This window comes from Streptomyces sp. NPDC001617 (assembly GCF_053596855.1).
In genome coordinates this window covers 1-16,349 of the sequence record NZ_JBSFHA010000122.1, presented here as the reverse complement: position 1 = coordinate 16,349, position 16,349 = coordinate 1, and the positions used below count along the sequence as shown (strand labels likewise).

General features: G+C 70.1%; 15 protein-coding genes. 6 read left to right on the top strand and 9 right to left on the bottom strand.

Translation table 11 applies throughout. The annotated features are described in order from the left end of the window. The first annotated feature begins 59 nt into the window (after positions 1–59). The 3 genes from ACWC09_RS48340 to ACWC09_RS48330 all read left to right on the top strand — a co-directional run bounded on the left by ACWC09_RS48340 (position 60) and on the right by ACWC09_RS48330 (position 3,314). On the top strand, positions 60–1,406 hold the full coding sequence (locus ACWC09_RS48340; protein ID WP_450858207.1) for an ABC transporter substrate-binding protein: 1,347 nt from the start codon (positions 60–62) through the stop codon (positions 1,404–1,406). A 122-nt stretch (positions 1,407–1,528) separates the two neighbouring features. Beyond that, positions 1,529–2,464 (top strand): carbohydrate ABC transporter permease, encoded by a 936-nt coding sequence (locus ACWC09_RS48335; RefSeq protein ID WP_450858205.1) that lies wholly within the window; start codon positions 1,529–1,531, stop codon positions 2,462–2,464. A gap of 7 nt (positions 2,465–2,471) precedes the next feature. Further along, on the top strand, positions 2,472–3,314 hold the full coding sequence (locus ACWC09_RS48330) for a carbohydrate ABC transporter permease (RefSeq protein ID WP_450858203.1): 843 nt from the start codon (positions 2,472–2,474) through the stop codon (positions 3,312–3,314). Between the two features lie 13 nt (positions 3,315–3,327). On the opposite strand, the gene ACWC09_RS48325 is transcribed toward ACWC09_RS48330, so the two are convergent. Both ACWC09_RS48325 and ACWC09_RS48320 read right to left on the bottom strand, forming a co-directional pair. Then, the gene (locus ACWC09_RS48325) at positions 3,328–3,612 is read right to left on the bottom strand and encodes a hypothetical protein (protein ID WP_450858201.1); all 285 of its coding nucleotides are present in this window, start codon (positions 3,610–3,612) and stop codon (positions 3,328–3,330) included. Between the two features lie 312 nt (positions 3,613–3,924). Beyond that, positions 3,925–6,030 carry an ATP-binding SpoIIE family protein phosphatase gene (locus ACWC09_RS48320; protein ID WP_450858200.1) on the bottom strand — a complete coding sequence of 702 codons (2,106 nt, stop codon included), beginning with the start codon at positions 6,028–6,030 and terminating at the stop codon, positions 3,925–3,927. A 719-nt stretch (positions 6,031–6,749) separates the two neighbouring features. Between ACWC09_RS48320 and ACWC09_RS48315 the strand changes: the two genes are divergently transcribed. Further along, on the top strand, positions 6,750–7,028 hold the full coding sequence (locus ACWC09_RS48315; protein WP_450858199.1) for an SDR family oxidoreductase: 279 nt from the start codon (positions 6,750–6,752) through the stop codon (positions 7,026–7,028). Between the two features lie 204 nt (positions 7,029–7,232). Here ACWC09_RS48315 and ACWC09_RS48310 read toward each other — a convergent pair whose 3' ends face one another. From ACWC09_RS48310 to ACWC09_RS48280, 7 genes are all read right to left on the bottom strand, one after another. Next, the gene (locus ACWC09_RS48310; RefSeq protein WP_450858197.1) at positions 7,233–8,225 is read right to left on the bottom strand and encodes a metallophosphoesterase family protein; all 993 of its coding nucleotides are present in this window, start codon (positions 8,223–8,225) and stop codon (positions 7,233–7,235) included. 49 nt (positions 8,226–8,274) lie between these two features. Next, the gene (locus tag ACWC09_RS48305) at positions 8,275–8,901 is read right to left on the bottom strand and encodes an ABC transporter permease (RefSeq protein ID WP_450858194.1); all 627 of its coding nucleotides are present in this window, start codon (positions 8,899–8,901) and stop codon (positions 8,275–8,277) included. 20 nt (positions 8,902–8,921) lie between these two features. Continuing rightward, complete coding sequence (locus ACWC09_RS48300) at positions 8,922–9,662, bottom strand: ABC transporter ATP-binding protein (RefSeq protein WP_450858222.1); 741 nt, start codon at positions 9,660–9,662, stop codon at positions 8,922–8,924. A 192-nt stretch (positions 9,663–9,854) separates the two neighbouring features. Beyond that, entirely contained in the window at positions 9,855–10,448 is a 594-nt protein-coding gene (locus ACWC09_RS48295) for a cation transporting ATPase C-terminal domain-containing protein (protein ID WP_450858193.1), read from the bottom strand. After that, complete coding sequence (locus tag ACWC09_RS48290; RefSeq protein WP_450858191.1) at positions 10,445–10,867, bottom strand: hypothetical protein; 423 nt, start codon at positions 10,865–10,867, stop codon at positions 10,445–10,447. The genes ACWC09_RS48295 and ACWC09_RS48290 overlap by 4 nt, the downstream gene beginning before the upstream one ends. A gap of 139 nt (positions 10,868–11,006) precedes the next feature. Next, the gene (locus ACWC09_RS48285) at positions 11,007–12,335 is read right to left on the bottom strand and encodes a class I SAM-dependent RNA methyltransferase (protein WP_450858190.1); all 1,329 of its coding nucleotides are present in this window, start codon (positions 12,333–12,335) and stop codon (positions 11,007–11,009) included. Positions 12,336–12,426: 91 nt separating this feature from the next. Further along, the gene (locus tag ACWC09_RS48280) at positions 12,427–14,481 is read right to left on the bottom strand and encodes an APC family permease (protein ID WP_450858188.1); all 2,055 of its coding nucleotides are present in this window, start codon (positions 14,479–14,481) and stop codon (positions 12,427–12,429) included. A 437-nt stretch (positions 14,482–14,918) separates the two neighbouring features. Here ACWC09_RS48280 and ACWC09_RS48275 point away from each other — a divergent pair, with 437 nt between their 5' ends. Together ACWC09_RS48275 and ACWC09_RS48270 are read left to right on the top strand one after the other, a co-directional pair. Continuing rightward, positions 14,919–15,590, top strand: a complete 672-nt coding sequence (locus tag ACWC09_RS48275) for a potassium channel family protein (protein ID WP_450858186.1) — start codon at positions 14,919–14,921, stop codon at positions 15,588–15,590. Then, on the top strand, positions 15,590–16,273 hold the full coding sequence (locus ACWC09_RS48270) for a potassium channel family protein (protein WP_450858184.1): 684 nt from the start codon (positions 15,590–15,592) through the stop codon (positions 16,271–16,273). Before ACWC09_RS48275 ends, ACWC09_RS48270 begins: the two co-directional genes overlap by 1 nt. The last annotated feature ends 76 nt before the right edge of the window (positions 16,274–16,349 follow it).

Genomic DNA, 16,349 nt, shown 5'->3' with positions numbered 1-16,349 from the left:
CCCACGCCTGACGACACCGGCGCACCTCGAAAACCCTCGCACCACACGGAGGCACAACCATGAACTCGACCAGCAGAAGGTACCGCCGTACAGCCTGTACGGGACTGGCCCTCGCCCTGCCCCTCGCGGCCCTGGCCGCCTGCGGCGGAGGCAGCGGTGGCGGTGACACCTCCGCCGCGGCCGGCAGCGGGAAGGGCACGATCAGCGTCTGGGCCCACCAGGGGCAGAAGAGCGAGGACACCGCCCTGCAGAACGCGGTGAAGTCCTTCAACTCCTCCCAGAGCGGGATCAAGGTCGAGCTGAAGCTGATACCCGGCAACGACTACACCAAGACCATCACCGCCACCGACGCCTCCAAGCTGCCGGACGTGATGGAGTTCGACGGCCCGACCATGGCGAACTTCGTCTACAACAAGAAGCTCGCGCCGATCGACTCGTACGTCTCCGCGAAGACGATGTCCAACGCCACCGCCGCCAGCAAGGCACAGGGCGAGATCGGCGGCAAGCACTACGGCCTGGGGATGTACGACTCCGGGCTCGGCATCTACGGCAACAAGAAGCTTTTGGACGCGGCCGGGGTGAAGTACCCGACGAGCCTGTCCGACGACTGGACGGCCGCCGAGTTCACCGCCGCGCTCAAGGCGCTCAAGGCCAAGGACTCCGACGGCAAGACCCTCGACGTGCAGGAGAACAACGGCTTCGCCACCGAGTGGGGCACCTACGGCTTCGCCCCGGTCGTCTGGTCGGCCGGCGGCTCGCTCATCAAGGACGGCAAGGCCGAGGGCACCCTCGACGCCCCGGCCGTCGTCTCGGCGATGAAGACCTTCCAGTCCTGGAAGACGTACGTCGACCCGAACACCGACGGCAACGCCTTCGCCAAGGGCCGGGTCGCGCTGAGCTGGGTCGGCCACTGGATGTACCCCGCCTACAGCAAGGCCCTCGGCAGCGACCTCGTCGTCCTGCCGCTGCCCGACTTCGGCGACGGCCCCAAGACCGGCCAGGGTTCCTGGGCCTGGGGCATCGGCGCGAACTCCAAGAACGGCAAGGCCGCCGGCGCCTTCCTCGACGACCTCCTGGGCGACACCAACGTCACCGCGATGACGACGGCGAACGGCGCCCCGCCCGCCACGAAGACCGCGCTCGCCGCGAGCCCCCTGTACAAGAAGGGCGGCCCGCTGGAGCTCTTCGCCGAGCAGCTCGCCAAGCCCTGCGGCGACAGCGACATCACCAAGTCCTGCGTGGCCGCGACCCGCCCGGTCACCGCGGGATACCCCACCATCACCGCCAAGTTCGGTGACGCCCTGAACTCGATCTACGGCGGCGCCGACCCGAAGAGCGCCCTGGCCAAGGCCGCTCGCGCCATCGACCAGGACTTCTCCGACAACGACGGCTACAAGATCCAGTAGGACGCTTCGGCCGGGGCGGACGCGGGTACGACGCGATTCCGCCCCGGCCGGGAACAGGACCCCCCGTGAAGACCGTGGAACCCGCACACGCAGTGTCCTCCCGCAGGCCGGAAAGCCCACCCGTGACCTCCGTGAAGCCGGCGCGTGCCGGACGGCCCAGGAACCGCGACTGGCTGCACGGACTGCTCATGTCCACACCCGCCGTCGCCGGCCTCATCGCCTTCGTCGGCATCCCGTTCGGCTACGCCGTCGTCCTCTCCTTCTACAACGTGCGCCTCGGCTCCCCGCTGGCGCCCAGGTTCTTCGGTCTGGAGCAGTACCGGCGGCTGTTCACCGACCCGGACATCTCGGGCCCGTTCCTGCGGGCGCTGCTGAACAACCTGACGTTCGCCGTGGTCGTCGTACCGGTGCAGACGGGCCTGGCGCTGGCGCTGGCGATCCTCCTCAACCGCAAGCTGAAGGCGATCGGCCTGTTCCGGTCCCTGTTCTTCATGCCGGTCGTCTTCCCCATGACGCTGGTCGCCGTCGTCTGGCGGCTCATCCTGGCCCGCAGCGACCAGGGCCTGCTCAACTCGGCGCTGCACGCGGTGAGTTTCGGCAACTGGGGTGCCTTCGACTGGCTCGGCGACGGCGCCACCGCGATGGCCTCGATCATCGTGCTGTCGGTGTGGCAGGGAGTGGGCTTCCAGATGGTCATCCTGCTGGCCGGCCTCCAGCAGATCCCCGGTGAGTTGTACGAGGCCGCCGAACTCGACCGCGCCACGCGCCGGCAGCAGTTCCGGCATGTGACCCTGCCCGGCATCCGCGGCACCCTCGTCTTCGTCGCGATGCTGACCTCGGTGCTGTCCTTCCGGGTCTTCGACCAGGTGTACGTCCTCATCCACGGCGGCGGTCTCGACGAGGACGCCGCCCGCACGGTCATGTACCAGGCCGTCACCACCGCCTTCGACCAGAACAACATCGGCCAGGCGTCCGCGATCACCGTCGTCTTCTTCCTGATCGTCGTCGCCCTGACCCTCATCCAGCGCCGCGTCGTCCGGCCCGACAACGAGGACTGACACCACCATGGCCACGACCCGCGCGCCGCTGCGCCGCGCCGTCGACTACACCGTCCTCGGCGTCCTGGCATTCATCTTCGTACTCCCCGTCCTCTACTTGTTGTTGGGCAGCCTCAAGCCCTCCGACGAGGTGCTGAACGGCCTGACGGGCTTCCTCCCCACCCACCTGTCCTTCGACAACTACGCGCACGTCCTCGAAGCCCTCGACTCCGACAGCACCGGCTACTTCTGGCGCTTCATGGGCATCTCGCTGCTCATCGCGTTCGTGGTCGTGACCGGCGGCCTGTTCGTCAACTCGATGGCGGCGTACGGCATGTCACGGCTGAAGTGGCGTGGCCGCAACGCCGTCTTCACGCTCGTCCTGCTGCTGATGCTGGTCCCGTTCGAGTCGGTGGCCGTCCCGCTCTTCTACCTGTTCAACGACCAGCGCGACACCCTCTACATCCAGGCGATCCCATTCATCGCCAACGCCTTCTCGGTCTACCAGTTCCACACGTTCTTCCGCTCGATCCCGCCGAGCATCGAGGAGGCGGCGAGGCTGGACGGCGCGGGCCCGTGGCGCACGTTCTTCGCGATCATCGTGCCGATGTCGAAGCCGGTGTTCGCCTCGGTCGCGATCCTCACGTTCCTGACCCAGTGGGGTTCGTTCCTGTGGCCGGTGTTGATGGTCTCCGACCCCTCCGTCCGCCCCCTCCCCCTCGAGATGAGCGTGTTCCAGGGCCAACAGCCCCCGGACTGGGGCCAGATCCTCGCCTTCGGCGTCCTCCTGGTCCTCCCCGTCCTGATCGTGTTCGCCTTCTTCCAGCGCTGGTTCGTCCAGGGCGTCGCCAGCTCGGCCGTCAAGGGCTGAGCCACGGACACCGTCATGCCGCTCGGCCGGCGAGGGCGGTGGGGACGCGTTCGAGCACGGGGAACGGCACCAGGCCGTAGTGGTAGAAGTCCACCGCGTCCGCACCCGCCGTGCGGGCCGCCGCCGTCTTCTCGGCCGGCGCGTCGGCGGACTCCGTGTCCGGGGCGCCCGGGCGCAGCACGGTCCGCAGGTCCCAGGTGTCCGGCAGGGCGGTGCGGCAGGCGGCGGTGTCGGCGGCGCTACGTGGGGGGTCGCGGGCGTAGGCGAGTACGGCGTAACCGGGGACCACCGCGCCCACGGCCGCCGGGTCGACCCCGGTCCACCACGCGTCCTCGGCCGCGAGCGCCCCGGTCGGCAGGCCGTCGGCATAGCCCTTGACGGCTCCGGTCAGGGCGAGGAAGACCAGCAGCCGACGGCGTCAGGCGGGCTTGTCCTCCTGGTTGATGATGAAGTCGGCCGGCACCCAGGCTCCAGACAGCGGGAGCGAGCGCGCGTACACCCGCCTGTCCCTGTATCCACTCGCTCGGGGAACCCCCGCCCGGTGGGCGACGGCAGAGTTCCGCCGCGCCGTCGGCGCTCTCGCCCGGCATCATGACGTGCCATGCCGGGCTCAGAGCGGAAGGTCCTGCTCCGTCCATATGCATTTACCGTCTTCCAGATAGCGGGCGCCCCAGCGGTGGGACAGGGCGGCGACGAGCTGCAGACCGCGTCCGCCTTCGTCGGTGTGGCTGGCGTGGCGGATGCGGGGGGTCGTGAGGCTGCCGTCGTAGACCTCGCAGGTCAGGGACCGGCTGCGGAGCAAGCGGAGTCTGATCGGGCCGCGCGCGTGCCGGACGACGTTGCCCACCATCTCACTCACCAGCAGCTCCGTGGTGAGCACGAGATCGTCCAGTCCCCAGGCGTCCAGCTGCTTGCGGATGTACTCACGGGCTTGTCCGGCTGCCCTGGGATCGTTCGGGAGACCGCAGGAGGCGATATCACCGGCGGCGGTGCACCAGGTATGGACAACGAGCAGGCCGGCGTCGTCGTTCGTCTGCCCGCGGTCGGGGAGCAGGGCCGAGACGATCTTGTCGCACAGCTCGTCCAGGCTTCGGAGGTCGTCGTCCTGGTCCGCGGTTTCGAAGTAGGCGGTGTCGATCACGGCACGTGACACGGTTTGCCGCAGCTGAGCCAGTCCTTGGTCGACGTCCCGGGTGACGGATTCGACGAGCCCGTCGGTACAGAGGACGAAAAGGCTCTCGTCGGGCAGGTGCAGCTGATGGAGCTCGAAAGGAGGGTTGGCCGCGCCCAGCGGCGGATCGGGGATCAGGTCGGGGCTGTGGACGGTGCCGTCGGGCTGGACGACGACCGGTGGCGGGTGACCGGCCAGGGAGTACGAGCAGGTGCGCGCGACGGGGTCGAAAACGGCGTACAGGCAGGTGGCGTAGAAATCCTCGCCGAGATCGCTGACCAGGTCGTTGAGACGGCTGAACAGCTCGTCGGGGGGCATCTCCAGATCGGCGAGGGTACGTACGGCGGTGCGCAGCCGGCCCATGGTGGCCGCTTCGGTGATGCCGTGCCCCATGACGTCGCCGATCACCATGGCAACCCGGTCGGCGGACAGGGGTATCAGGTCGTACCAGTCGCCGCCCACTTCTTCGCCCCGTCCCGCAGGCAGATACCGGGCAGCGGCGCTGGCGGCGGGCAGGCGGGGCAGTGTCCTGGGCAGCAGGCCGCGCTGCAGTTCCTGGGCTCGGGCGTGCTCTGTGTCGTAGAGGCCGGCACGGGCCAGCGACTGACCGACCAGACCGCTCAGAGCCGTCAGCAGGGTGCGCTCCTCCTCGCTGAAGGAACGCGGCTCGCTGAACGACACCACGCACAGACCGATGACACGCCCGGAGACCAGCATGGGCAGGAAGGCCCATGCCTCCTGCGGCGACGCCTCACTCACCGGTCCCATCGTCGGATAGCGCCGGAAGATCTCCGCTCTCGACTCGATGAACCGGGGAGTGCGGCTGCGCACCACATCGTCGATCGTGGCGTGGGCGCCGAGCGGAACGCCGTCGAGCACGCTGAGGAACTCCTGCGGATATCCGACGGCGCCGGCCACATGCAGCCGACCGCCTTCGAGTACCTGGAACACCAGCCCGTCGGCGCCGAACGGCGGCAGGACATACTCCGCGACAGCCTGCACGACGTCACGTGAGGTGACAGCCTCGGCGAGCGCAGCGGTCAGCTCTCCTATGAGCACAGAACGCTCCACTCCGGCGACCGGACCAGGGCGGGACGGCACATCCGGTCCGCCGCCCAGGCGCGCGCCGGCCCACGCTGCCACCGCGCGCAGCAGGGACTGTTGCGCCTCATCCGGCCCACCGGACCTCGCAGTGAGCACGGTGACCACACCGACAGGCCCCTCGGCACCGGGGAGGGGTATTGCCGCGGTACCTCCCGCTCCGACACCCAGGCTGTCCCCGCCCACGTGGACGAAGGCGTTCTGCCGCACGGCGAGTACGGGCGCGACGTCCTGCTCCTCGTGCAGATCCGCCCACACCTCCGCGTTTGCCCGGGCGAGCCCTGCGACGGCCACCCGGCGCAGCCGACCTGTCGCGCGGTCCCGCAGGTGCACCAGGGCTCCCAGGCCGGCCAGGCATGTCGTCGCCTGCTGGAGCAGAAGGGCCAGAGTCTCCTCTCGCCCCGTTGGTGGCTCTGTGTGGCGTTCGGGGTCAGCCTTGTCCACCGCACCTCCTGCTCACCCGCAGGTCGGGCCCCGCTCATACAGTGGTGGGCATCGCGACCCCACCATCACCGCACAAATCAGGCGTATACGTCACAGGCTACCGCGCCCCTCCAGATGCGTCGGGGAGGGGAACTGCGGAACACCTGTGCCAGCCGTGGCGGACGGCTCCGGCTCAGCGTCCCGCCGACGATTCCCGCGGAGCCGGCTCGGCGTCATGCCCGTAGCGCCACGCGTTGTGCGCCGGAGGGTCCTCATTCGTGAACGAGGCGTCCCTGGCCTGCTGAGCGGGTCCGTCGGGCAGGTGATTGCTCTCTGCCCTGCCCCGGCTCATCTGCTGCCCACGAGTGGCACGCGGTCGGCGGATGTCCTCGTAGCGGCGCAGCGCGGCAGGGGGGTTCTCCGGCCGGTCGGCGGGGCAGCCCGCCAGGACGGCGGCGTCTTCGCCGACAAGACGTCAGCCACCAGTCGCTGAGGATCGTGCGGAGTGCGGGCGACCGCGGGACGGTAGTCCGCCGTCGTCATGCGCCAGGGACGGGCCGGGGTCCTGTCCAGGAGTCGCGCGGCGATTTCGCCGTGGCAGCGGCAGCGGGGGGGGCGGCACCCTGATCCCCGCAGAGGCGGAGGACGTGGATGGCCGCACTGTCGGGCCGGCCTGATGTGCCCACGAGCAGCGGACAGACCAAGCTGGAGCGGGCCGAGAGGCACTGACCGAGGTGGGCATGGCACACTACGGCGCCGCCAAGGCGGGCCTGCTGGCCCTGAGCAAAGGCATCGCCCGGGGATACGCGGCCGACGGTGTCCTCGCCTACTCCGTCGCACCCGGGTTGGTTGCCACAGACCTCGCCGAGGCAGGTGAAGCAGACGCTGCGAGCATGCCACTGGGCGAGATCACTCCGCCCCAGGACGTGGCCGAGATGATCGTGTTCCGGGCGTCCGGTCGTTCGCGCCATGCGACGGGCGCCACGATCGACATCACCGGCGCGGGCTACATCCGCTGAGACGTGGCCTGTGGCAACGGCGTGGCGCTCTTCGAACCTGGGCAGTGGAGTGGGCCGACGACCTCGCAACCCGGCGCCTCGAAGAGTCCGATGGTCCCGACAACGGCTGAACACGTCCAAAGTCGCGTGCGCCGGGCGCGGATGCCGGGCGGAGCTCGGCCAGATCTGTTCCCTGCGGGCGGTGACGCGTGCTCGGCCACGGCGTCACGGCTGGGGTTGCCTCGACGGTTGCGGCACGGGCAGGACGGTGCGGTCCAGGACACCGCCGTCGTCGCCCACCGCGGTGACGGTCACGTGGGTCGCGGTGGCCTCGACGGCGGTGAAGTGGTGGCGTGAGGCGGCGGCCGCGCGGTGCGGGGTCCGGCAGCCCGACGCAATGGGGTACAGCGAGGCGCCCCCTCCCCCGGTCACGATGTAGGTGACGCCGTGCGCGGAGGTGAATCGCTGGTAGTTGTGGTCGTGACCGCTCAGTACGAGCGTGACCCGGTGACGTTCCAGGACGGGAACCCAGCGGGCGTCGACGGCGGGCGTGGAACCGTGCAGCGAGCAGGACCAGGCGGGCTGGTGGAAGACCACCACACGCACCGGGGGGCCGGAGGCGGACAGACGGTCCTCCAGCCAGCGGGTCTGGGCGGCGTCGGGGTGGTTGGCGTCGAGGAACAGCAGCTGGATGCCGGGCAGTCGCTTCGCGTACGGCAGGTTCGGCAGGCCCAGGTGACGCAGTTCGGCGCTCCCGTGCCCGGCCTGGACGTCGTGGTTGCCGAGAGTGATCCACATCGGGCGCGGCAGGGCACGGTAGGGCCGGTCGAGCAGGGGTGCGAACAAGTGCGGGTTCCCGTCGGGGTAGACGTTGTCTCCGGTGGTGACCAGGGCGTCCACCCGGTGCCCGGTCCGGGCCCAGCTCCCCATGGCCCGGGCGACCGCGTTCTGCGCCACGCCGCCGGTGCCGAAGTCCCCGAACGCGACGAAGCCCGACCGTACGTCCTCCGCGCCCGGCGGGGCGCCGGAAGCCGTGGCGGACGGGAGCGGGGGTGTCGTACCGGCGGCGGGGTCGGGCTGTCCGCTGCAGGCGGTGGCCGACAACAGGACCACGGCGGCGCCCAGGGCGATGCGGCAGAGCAGCCGCGAGGGCGGGCGGCCGGCACGGTCGGGGCGCCGGCGGGCGTGCTCGTCCCTCTCGGTGAGGATGACCTTCACGGTCCCTCCCAGCTGCGACCGCACCGGGTCCTCGGTGACCGCCGCGCGGTCATTCGACGACTCGGAGGGTCGCGGGGATGTTCATGCGGCGCAGGCGGCGGGTGGTGAGCAGCGGGGTGAGTGCCACGGCTCCGATGCCGAGCAGGAGTGCGGTCAGGTAGGTGCCGGGGGCCAGGGTGACGTCGAAGCCGATCTCCGGCATGGTGCGGGCGAGCTGGATCTGGACCATCCAGCGGTCGATGCCCTGGCCGAGCAGGATTCCGGCGACTGTGCCGAGCGTGCCGAGGAGGGCGCTCTCGGCCACGGCCATGGTCAGGACGGTGCGGACGGGCAGTCCGAAGGCGAACATGGTGGCGTTCTCCCGGGAGCGTTCGTCGGCGGAGATGCTCGCGGCGTTGAAGGCGATGAGTACCGCCAGGACGAGTGTCACGCCGGCGGCGATGCCGAGGATGCCGGCGGGCGCCGTCGTGCCCTTGGTGAGGGTCACGCGCACGTCGTGCATGTCCAGCTTCGCGTAGCTGGCGTCGTACGACCGGGTACGCCAGTCGGCGGTACCGGTGAAGCCCGCGTAAGCCCCGGTGCCCAGGGCGATGGTGAGGGCGATGGCCAACACCAGCACCCACCGCTGGCGCAGATCCCGCCAGGACCAGCGAAGCCAGATCAGCCGACTGCTCATCACCGCATCGCCGCCCACCCCTACCAGCGCAGCTCGGAGACGTCGGCGCGGCCTGCGGACGGCGGTCCGTCGCTGACGACGCGGCCGCTGGAGACCTCGACCACCCGGTCGGCGACCCGGGAGATCTCCCGGTTGTGGGTGACCACCAGCACCGTCTTGCCCGCCTGGGCCTGGGCCCGCAACAGCCCGAGGATCTGCACCCCGGTCCGGAAGTCCAGCTCCCCCGTGGGCTCGTCCGCCAGCAGCACCGGGTTGCCGGTGGCCAACGCCCGTGCGATGGCGACGCGCTGCTGTTCCCCGCCGGACAGTTCGTGGGGGAAGTGCCGCACCCGGTCGCCCAGGCCGACCTGGCCCAGCATGTCCGCTGCCAGTCGGACCGCGTTGCTCCGGCCGGCGACGTCGGCCCCGAACTGCACGTTCTCCAGGGCAGTGAGGCCGGGGAAGAGATTGAAGCTCTGGAAGACGAAACTCACGGTGTGGCGGCGGAAGCGCTGCAGCTCCCGCGGCGGGGCGGCCGTGATGTCCTGCCCGGCGATCCGGATCCGGCCCGCGCTCGGCGCGTCGAGCGCTCCGATCAGATGGAGCAGCGTGGTCTTCCCCGAGCCGGAGGGGCCCAGCACGACGACGAAGGCGTTCTCGTCCACGTGCAGGTTGACCTCGTCCAGCGCGGTGACGGTGCTCTGACCCACTCGATAACGGCGGCACACGTCATCCAGGTCGATCCGGGTGCCCGTCGCCGCGCGGCCGGTGGTGTCGGTCATGGTGTCCACGCCCGCCTCCTGACCCCGGTCCTCCCCGGCCGTTCGACGTCACCCGCTGCCGCGGTGAGGCGCTGCCAAGCCCCGTCCTGCTTCCCACCATGCGTACTCAGCCCGACCGTATGCCCCACGAGGGCAGCGCCCAAGGGCCGTTGGCCCCCAACCTCCTGCCGTTGGGCCCATGGGCTCGCGGCCTCACCGAGACGATGGCGACTGCGCGTCGCGCCCGCCCGGCAACTCGACGCAGCGCCGCTGATCAGCCCTGGAGCAGGCGTCGCCGGCGGGTCGGGCCCGGGAGCCACGCCCGGCCGGCCCGCCAGGCGAGGTCGGCCAGGAGCACAGTGGAGGCGGTGGCCAGGCAGATCGCCCACTGCGCGGCGCCGAGGGGACGATGTCGAAGACGCCCTGGGCGAACGGCGCCTGCACGACGACGACCTGAAGGGTGAGGACGGCGGCCAGGGAGATCCACAGGGTGCGGTTGTGCAACTGGTGCCGGCCCAGGACGGGGTCGTCCTCGCTGCGGGCGACGAGAATGTTGAAGAGCCGGCAGAGGACGAAGGTGGTGAAGGCCATGGTGGCCGCGATCGCGGCGTCGGTGAGCTGACGGGCCACGGCGAAGACGGCCACGGTGCCGGTGGCCATGACGGCGCCCGAACGGGTGATGGCGATCAGACGGCGGGCCCTCAGGATGCGTTCGCCGGGTGGGCGGGGCGGGCGGTGCATCACGTTGCCCCGTGGGGGATCGACGCCGAGGGCCATGGCGGGCGGCCCGTCCATGATGATGTTCACCCAGAGCAGCTGGATCGCGGACAGGGGGCGGGCAGTCCGGCCAGCACGGTCGCGAGCAGGGTGAGGATGGCACCGATGTCGGTGGACAGCTGGAAACGGACGAAGGTGACGATGGTGTCGCAGATGGAGCGGCCCTCGCGCACCGCGCGGACGGTCGTGGAGAAAGTCGTCGTCGGTGAGCACCGCTCCATGCCGTGCCGCTTCGCGTAGTTGACGACGCGCCGCCATTCCGCGATCTCCTCATCATCGGCATGGGTGAACCGGACGTGTCCTTCGACGAGGAGCCGTTCGACCAACTCGCGAGCCTTCGCCCGCCGCGGACGGGCGGCGGGGCGCTCGCTGTTCGACGGCGGAGGCTCGGCGGGCACCGGGCGGCTCACCGTGGTCGGCAGGCTCCGCATCGTCAGGATGGCGGCCATGGCAGAGGTAAAGCCGGCCGACCCCAGCGACCTCCGCACGGGCAGCGCCACCGCCCTTGTTCACCGTCACATGCCCACGGTCACCGTTCCACGGCCTCCAGCCCGCACCGCACCTCGTGCTCACCCACAAAACCGCAGGTCAGGAGCGCTTGGTGACCGGCTCAAGGATCGCCACGCACTCCACGTGATGCGTCATCGGAAACAGATCGAACGCCCGCAAGGTCCGCACCCGATACCCCCCGTCCCGGAAGTACCCCAGGTCCCGCGCCAGCGCAGCCGGATCGCAGGCCACATACGCGATCCGCCGTGCCCCCAGCGAGGCCAGATGTTCCACCGTCTTCTTGCCGGCGCCCGCCCGCGGCGGATCCAGGACGATCAGGTCGACCTCCGTGATGCCGGTGCGCGGAAGCACGCTCTCCACCTTGCCCTGCTCGATCCGCACCCGGTCGAAGTCGGCGAGGTTGTGCCGGGCGTCCTCGACCGCCCGCTTGCCGGACTCGATGCCGAGGACCGCGCCCTTCTCGCCGAGACGGTCGGCGAGGGCGCCGGCGAAGAGGCCGACCCCGCAGTACAGGTCCAGCGCCATCTCGCCCTTGCGCGGCAACAGGCCCTGCATGACCGCCTTGACCAGGGTGTCGGCGGCCATCGGGTGGACCTGCCAGAAGCCGCCGCTGCCCACCCGGTGGGTCCGGCCGTCGGCCCGCTCCCGCACGAAGGCGCGGCCGTGGACGCGGTGGATGCCGCCGTCCTTCTCCTCGACACGCATGACGGAGACGGGCCTGTCGAGCTCCACGAGGGGGAGGCGGGCGCCCGGACGGGGCTCCAGGATCACCATGCGGTCCTGGGAGCCGGTCGCCGCGATCGCGTCGACGGACGCCATGCCGGACCAGTCGCGCTCCTCGATGCCCAGCTCGCTCACACCCGGCGCCGCGATCATGCAGTGCTCGATCGGCTCGACCTCGTGGGAGCGGTGGCGGCGCAGACCGGCGTTGCCGTCGGCGTCGACCGCGTACTGGACGCGCGTCCGCCACTGCGGCACCTCGCCGGCCGGCAGCTTGTCGCCCTCGGCCGGCATCACCGTGCCGTCCCAGCCGACCTCCTCCGGCGTCAGCCCCGCGAGCCGCTGCAGCTGCTCGGCGATGACCTCGCCCTTCAGCCGGCGCTGCGCCCCCGGCTTGGCGTGCTGCCAGTCACAGCCGCCGCAGCGCCCGGGGCCGGCGTAGGGGCAGGGTGCCTCGATCCGGTCCTTGGAGGCCGAGAGCACCGAAACGGCGTCCGCGCGCAGGAAGCGCGCCCCCTCCTCGCCCTCCGTCACCCGTGCCACGACCCGCTCACCGGGCAGCGCGTGCCGCACGAACAGCACCTGCCCGGCGTCCGTACGGGCGATGCAGTGCCCGCCGTGCGCGACGGGCCCGACCTCGACCTCGTACTCCTCCCCGACCAGCGACTTCTTCTCTTCTGCCTGCATGGTGGGGTGACTCCAAGTACGAGGAAGGAAAACGGCCGGACAACAGCCCACCAGTCTACGTGGGTGCCGTCCGGCCGTTGACCAGTCGACGTCAGTGCTGCGTGCCCGAGGGCTCCTTGGACCGCTCCCCCTGCGCCGGACCGCGCCGCACCGAACCCGGCGCGTTCCACTCCTGCCGCTTGCGGGCCCGGACCTTCGCCGCCTCCGAGGACTGGAGCTGGTAGGGCACGGAGGTGACCATGATGCCCGGCGTGAACAGCAGACGGCCCTTGAGCCGCAGCGCGCTCTGGTTGTGCAGCAGATGCTCGTACCAGTGGCCGACCACGTACTCGGGGATGATCACGGACACCGCATCCCGCGGCGACTCCTTGCGCAGCCCCTTCACGTACTCGATGATCGGCCGCGTGATCTCGCGGTACGGCGAGTCGAGGACCTTCAGCGGTACGTCGATCCCGCGCCGCTCCCACTCCGCCTGCAGCGCCTTGGTCTCGGCCGGGTCGACGTTGACGGTGAGCGCCTCCAGCGAGTCCGAGCGCATCAGCTTGGCGTACGCGAGGGCGCGCAGGGTCGGGCGGTGGATCTTGGAGATCAGGACGACCGAGTGCACGCGGGACGGCCGGACGCTGTCGTCGCTCGGACCCTCGGGGGCCGCGATCTCTGCGGCGACGCGGTCGTAGTGCTTACGGATGGCCGTCATCGTCGCGTAGAAGATCACCATGCCGACCAGCGCGACCCAGGCGCCGTGGGTGAACTTCGTGACGAGGACGACGACCAGCACCAGGCCGGTGAAGAAGGCACCGAAGGTGTTGATGGCGCGGGACCGGATCATATGACGGCGCTTGGCCTGGTCCTTCTCCACGGCCAGGTGTCGGTTCCAGTGCCGGACCATGCCGGTCTGGCTGAGCGTGAAGGACACGAAGACGCCGACGATGTACAGCTGGATCAGACGCGTCGAGTCGGCGCCGTAGATCACGGTCAGAAGCGTGGCCGCGCCCGCGAGCAGCACGATGCCGTTCGAGAACGCGAGCCGGTCGCCGCGGGTGTGCAGCTGGCGGGGCAGGTAGCGGTCCTGGGCGAGGATCGAGCCGAGGACCGGGAAGCCGTTGTAGGCGGTGTTGGCCGCCAGGAACAGCACCAGGGCGGTGGCCGCGGCGAGGACGACGAAGAAGAAGCTGCCCTTGCCGAAGACCGCCTCGGCGACCTGCGTGATCACCGGGTTCTGGACGTAGTCCGCGCCGACCCCGACACCGTGCTTGAGCAGGTCGGTGGCCGGGTTCTCGGCCATACGGACCTTGGTCGTCAGGGCGAGCACGATGATGCCGCAGAACATGGTGACGGCCAGCAGGCCCATCGCGGCGAGCGTGGTCGCGGCGTTCTTCGACTTGGGCTTGCGGAAGGCCGGTACCCCGTTGGAGATCGCCTCGACACCGGTGAGCGCGGCACAGCCGGAGGAGAAGGCACGCAGCATCAGGAAGACCAGCGCGAATCCGGCCAGGCCCTGGTGCTCGGCCTTGATCGTGTACTGAGCCGTCGGTGCCTGCATGGTGTCGTTCAGGACCAGCCCGCGGAACGCACCCCACGCGATCATGATGAAGACGCCGCCGACGAAGACGTACGTCGGAATGGCGAAGAGCTTGCCGGACTCCTTCACACCCCGCAGGTTCATCAGCGTGAGCAGCACGATCACGGCGACGGCACACAGCACCTTGTGCTCGACCACGAACGGCACCGCCGAGCCCAGGTTCTCGATGCCGGAGGCGATCGAGACGGCGACCGTGAGGACGTAGTCGACGAGCAGGGCGCTGGCGACGGTCAGGCCCGCCTTGGGGCCGAGGTTGGTGGTCGCCACCTCGTAGTCGCCGCCGCCGCTGGGGTAGGCGTGCACGTTCTGCCGGTAGGAGGCGACCACGGTGAACATCAGCACGACGACCGCGAGCGCGATCCAGGGGCTGAAGTGGTACGCCGACACGCCCGCGATGGACAGGACCAGCAGCACCTCTCCGGGGGCATACGCCACGGAGGACAGCGGGTCGGAGGCGAAGACGGGGAGGGCGATGCGCTTCGGCAGGAGCGTTTCGCCCAGCCGGTCACTGCGCAGTGCGCGCCCGATCAGGATCCGTTTGGGCACGTCGGTCAGTTTGGACACAACAGGTAATCGTAGGCGTTCGAACGGGTGCCCAACCACCCTCCCCCACTCTCGACTCGCTCGAGCGAGGGGATCCCCATCCCTGCATCTGCTCTACGAGTGAAATCAGAGGCGGTCACCGCTGCGGATTCCGCACCGCGACGCGCCGTCATGTCTATATGACGAACACCCCCGTTTTCCCGCGCGTCACCGCCCAGTTGCCTGCCTCCAGGAGGTCCCATGCACGCGCACGCAGAGCTGATCGGCGCCGCGGCGACGCTCGTCGGCCTCGGAATCCTGACGCTGGTGAGCGTCCGGAGCATCAGCCGTCGCTGGGATCACAGGCGGCACGGCAACCGTGCACAGGGGTGCCGACGTCGTACCGCGCGTGTGTAGCTTGGGCGACGGTCTGAGACCCTGAGCTGAGCAGTAGATATCTGGACACCGGAAGGACGGTCGTGCACATCGTCATCATGGGCTGCGGAAGAGTGGGTTCCGCACTTGCCCAGACCCTGGAGCAACAGGGGCACACGGTCGCCGTGATCGACCAGGACCCCACCGCCTTCCGCCGCCTCGGCCCCGGGTTCGGCGGCCGCCGGGTCACCGGGGTCGGCTTCGACCAGGACACCCTCCGCGAGGCGGGCATCGAGGAGGCCGGTGCCTTCGCCGCCGTCTCCAGCGGCGACAACTCGAACATCATCTCCGCGCGCGTGGCCCGCGAGATGTTCGGCGTGGAGAACGTCGCGGCCCGGATCTACGACCCGCGCCGCGCCGAGGTCTACCAGCGCCTGGGCATCCCCACCGTGGCCACGGTCCGCTGGACGGCCGACCAGATGCTGCGCCGCCTGCTCCCCTCGGGCGCCGAGCCCCTGTGGCGCGACCCGACCGGCGGTGTCCAGCTGGCCGAGGTGCACGCCTCCGCCGCGTGGGTCGGTCACAAGATCAGCAGGCTCCAGGAGGAGACGGGCGTCCGCGTCGCATTCCTCACTCGCCTCGGCGAGGCGATCCTGCCCACCTCGCAGACGGTGCTGCAGGAGGGCGACCTGGTGCACGTGATGATGCGCACCGACGAGGTCGACAAGGTCGAGGCGTCCTTCGCCAAGGGTCCCGAAGAGGAGGGCGGTCACTGATGAGGGTCGCCATTGCCGGTGCCGGCGCGGTCGGCCGCTCGATCGCGGGCGAACTGCTGGAGAACGGCCACGAGGTCCTGCTGGTCGACAAGGCCCCCACGGCCATCTCGGTCGAGCGGGTTCCCCAGGCGGAGTGGCTGCTGGCCGACGCCTGCGAGATCACGTCCCTGGACGAGGCGGCGTTGCAACGCTGCAACGTCGTCATCGCCGCGACCGGCGACGACAAGGTCAACCTGGTCGTCTCCCTGCTCGCCAAGACGGAGTACGGCGTCCCACGCGTCGTCGCCCGCGTCAACAACCCCAAGAACGAGTGGCTCTTCAACGAGTCCTGGGGCGTCGACGTGGCCGTCTCCACCCCCCGCCTGATGTCGGCCCTGGTCGAGGAAGCGGTCTCGGTCGGCGACCTGGTCCGCCTCCTCCGCTTCAGCCACGGCGACGCGAACCTGGTGGAACTGACCTTGCCCGAGGAGTCGGCCCTGGCCGGCACCCAGGTCGGTGACGTCGAGTGGCCCGAGGACACCTCCCTGGTCACCATCATCCGCGGCACCCGAGTCCTCACCCCGACCCGCGACGACTCCCTGGAGCCGGGCGACGAGCTGCTGTTCGTGGCGGCTCAGGCACGGGAGGAGCAGCTGGAGGACCTGCTGTCGGTGCGAAAGGAAGACAGCGAACCCACGGAGTGACTAGGCACCCCTCCCGCTGACCCCCCGGAGGGCGTCGGCTAGGGTTTGGTCCGCATAAACATCCAAACCCCTGCCC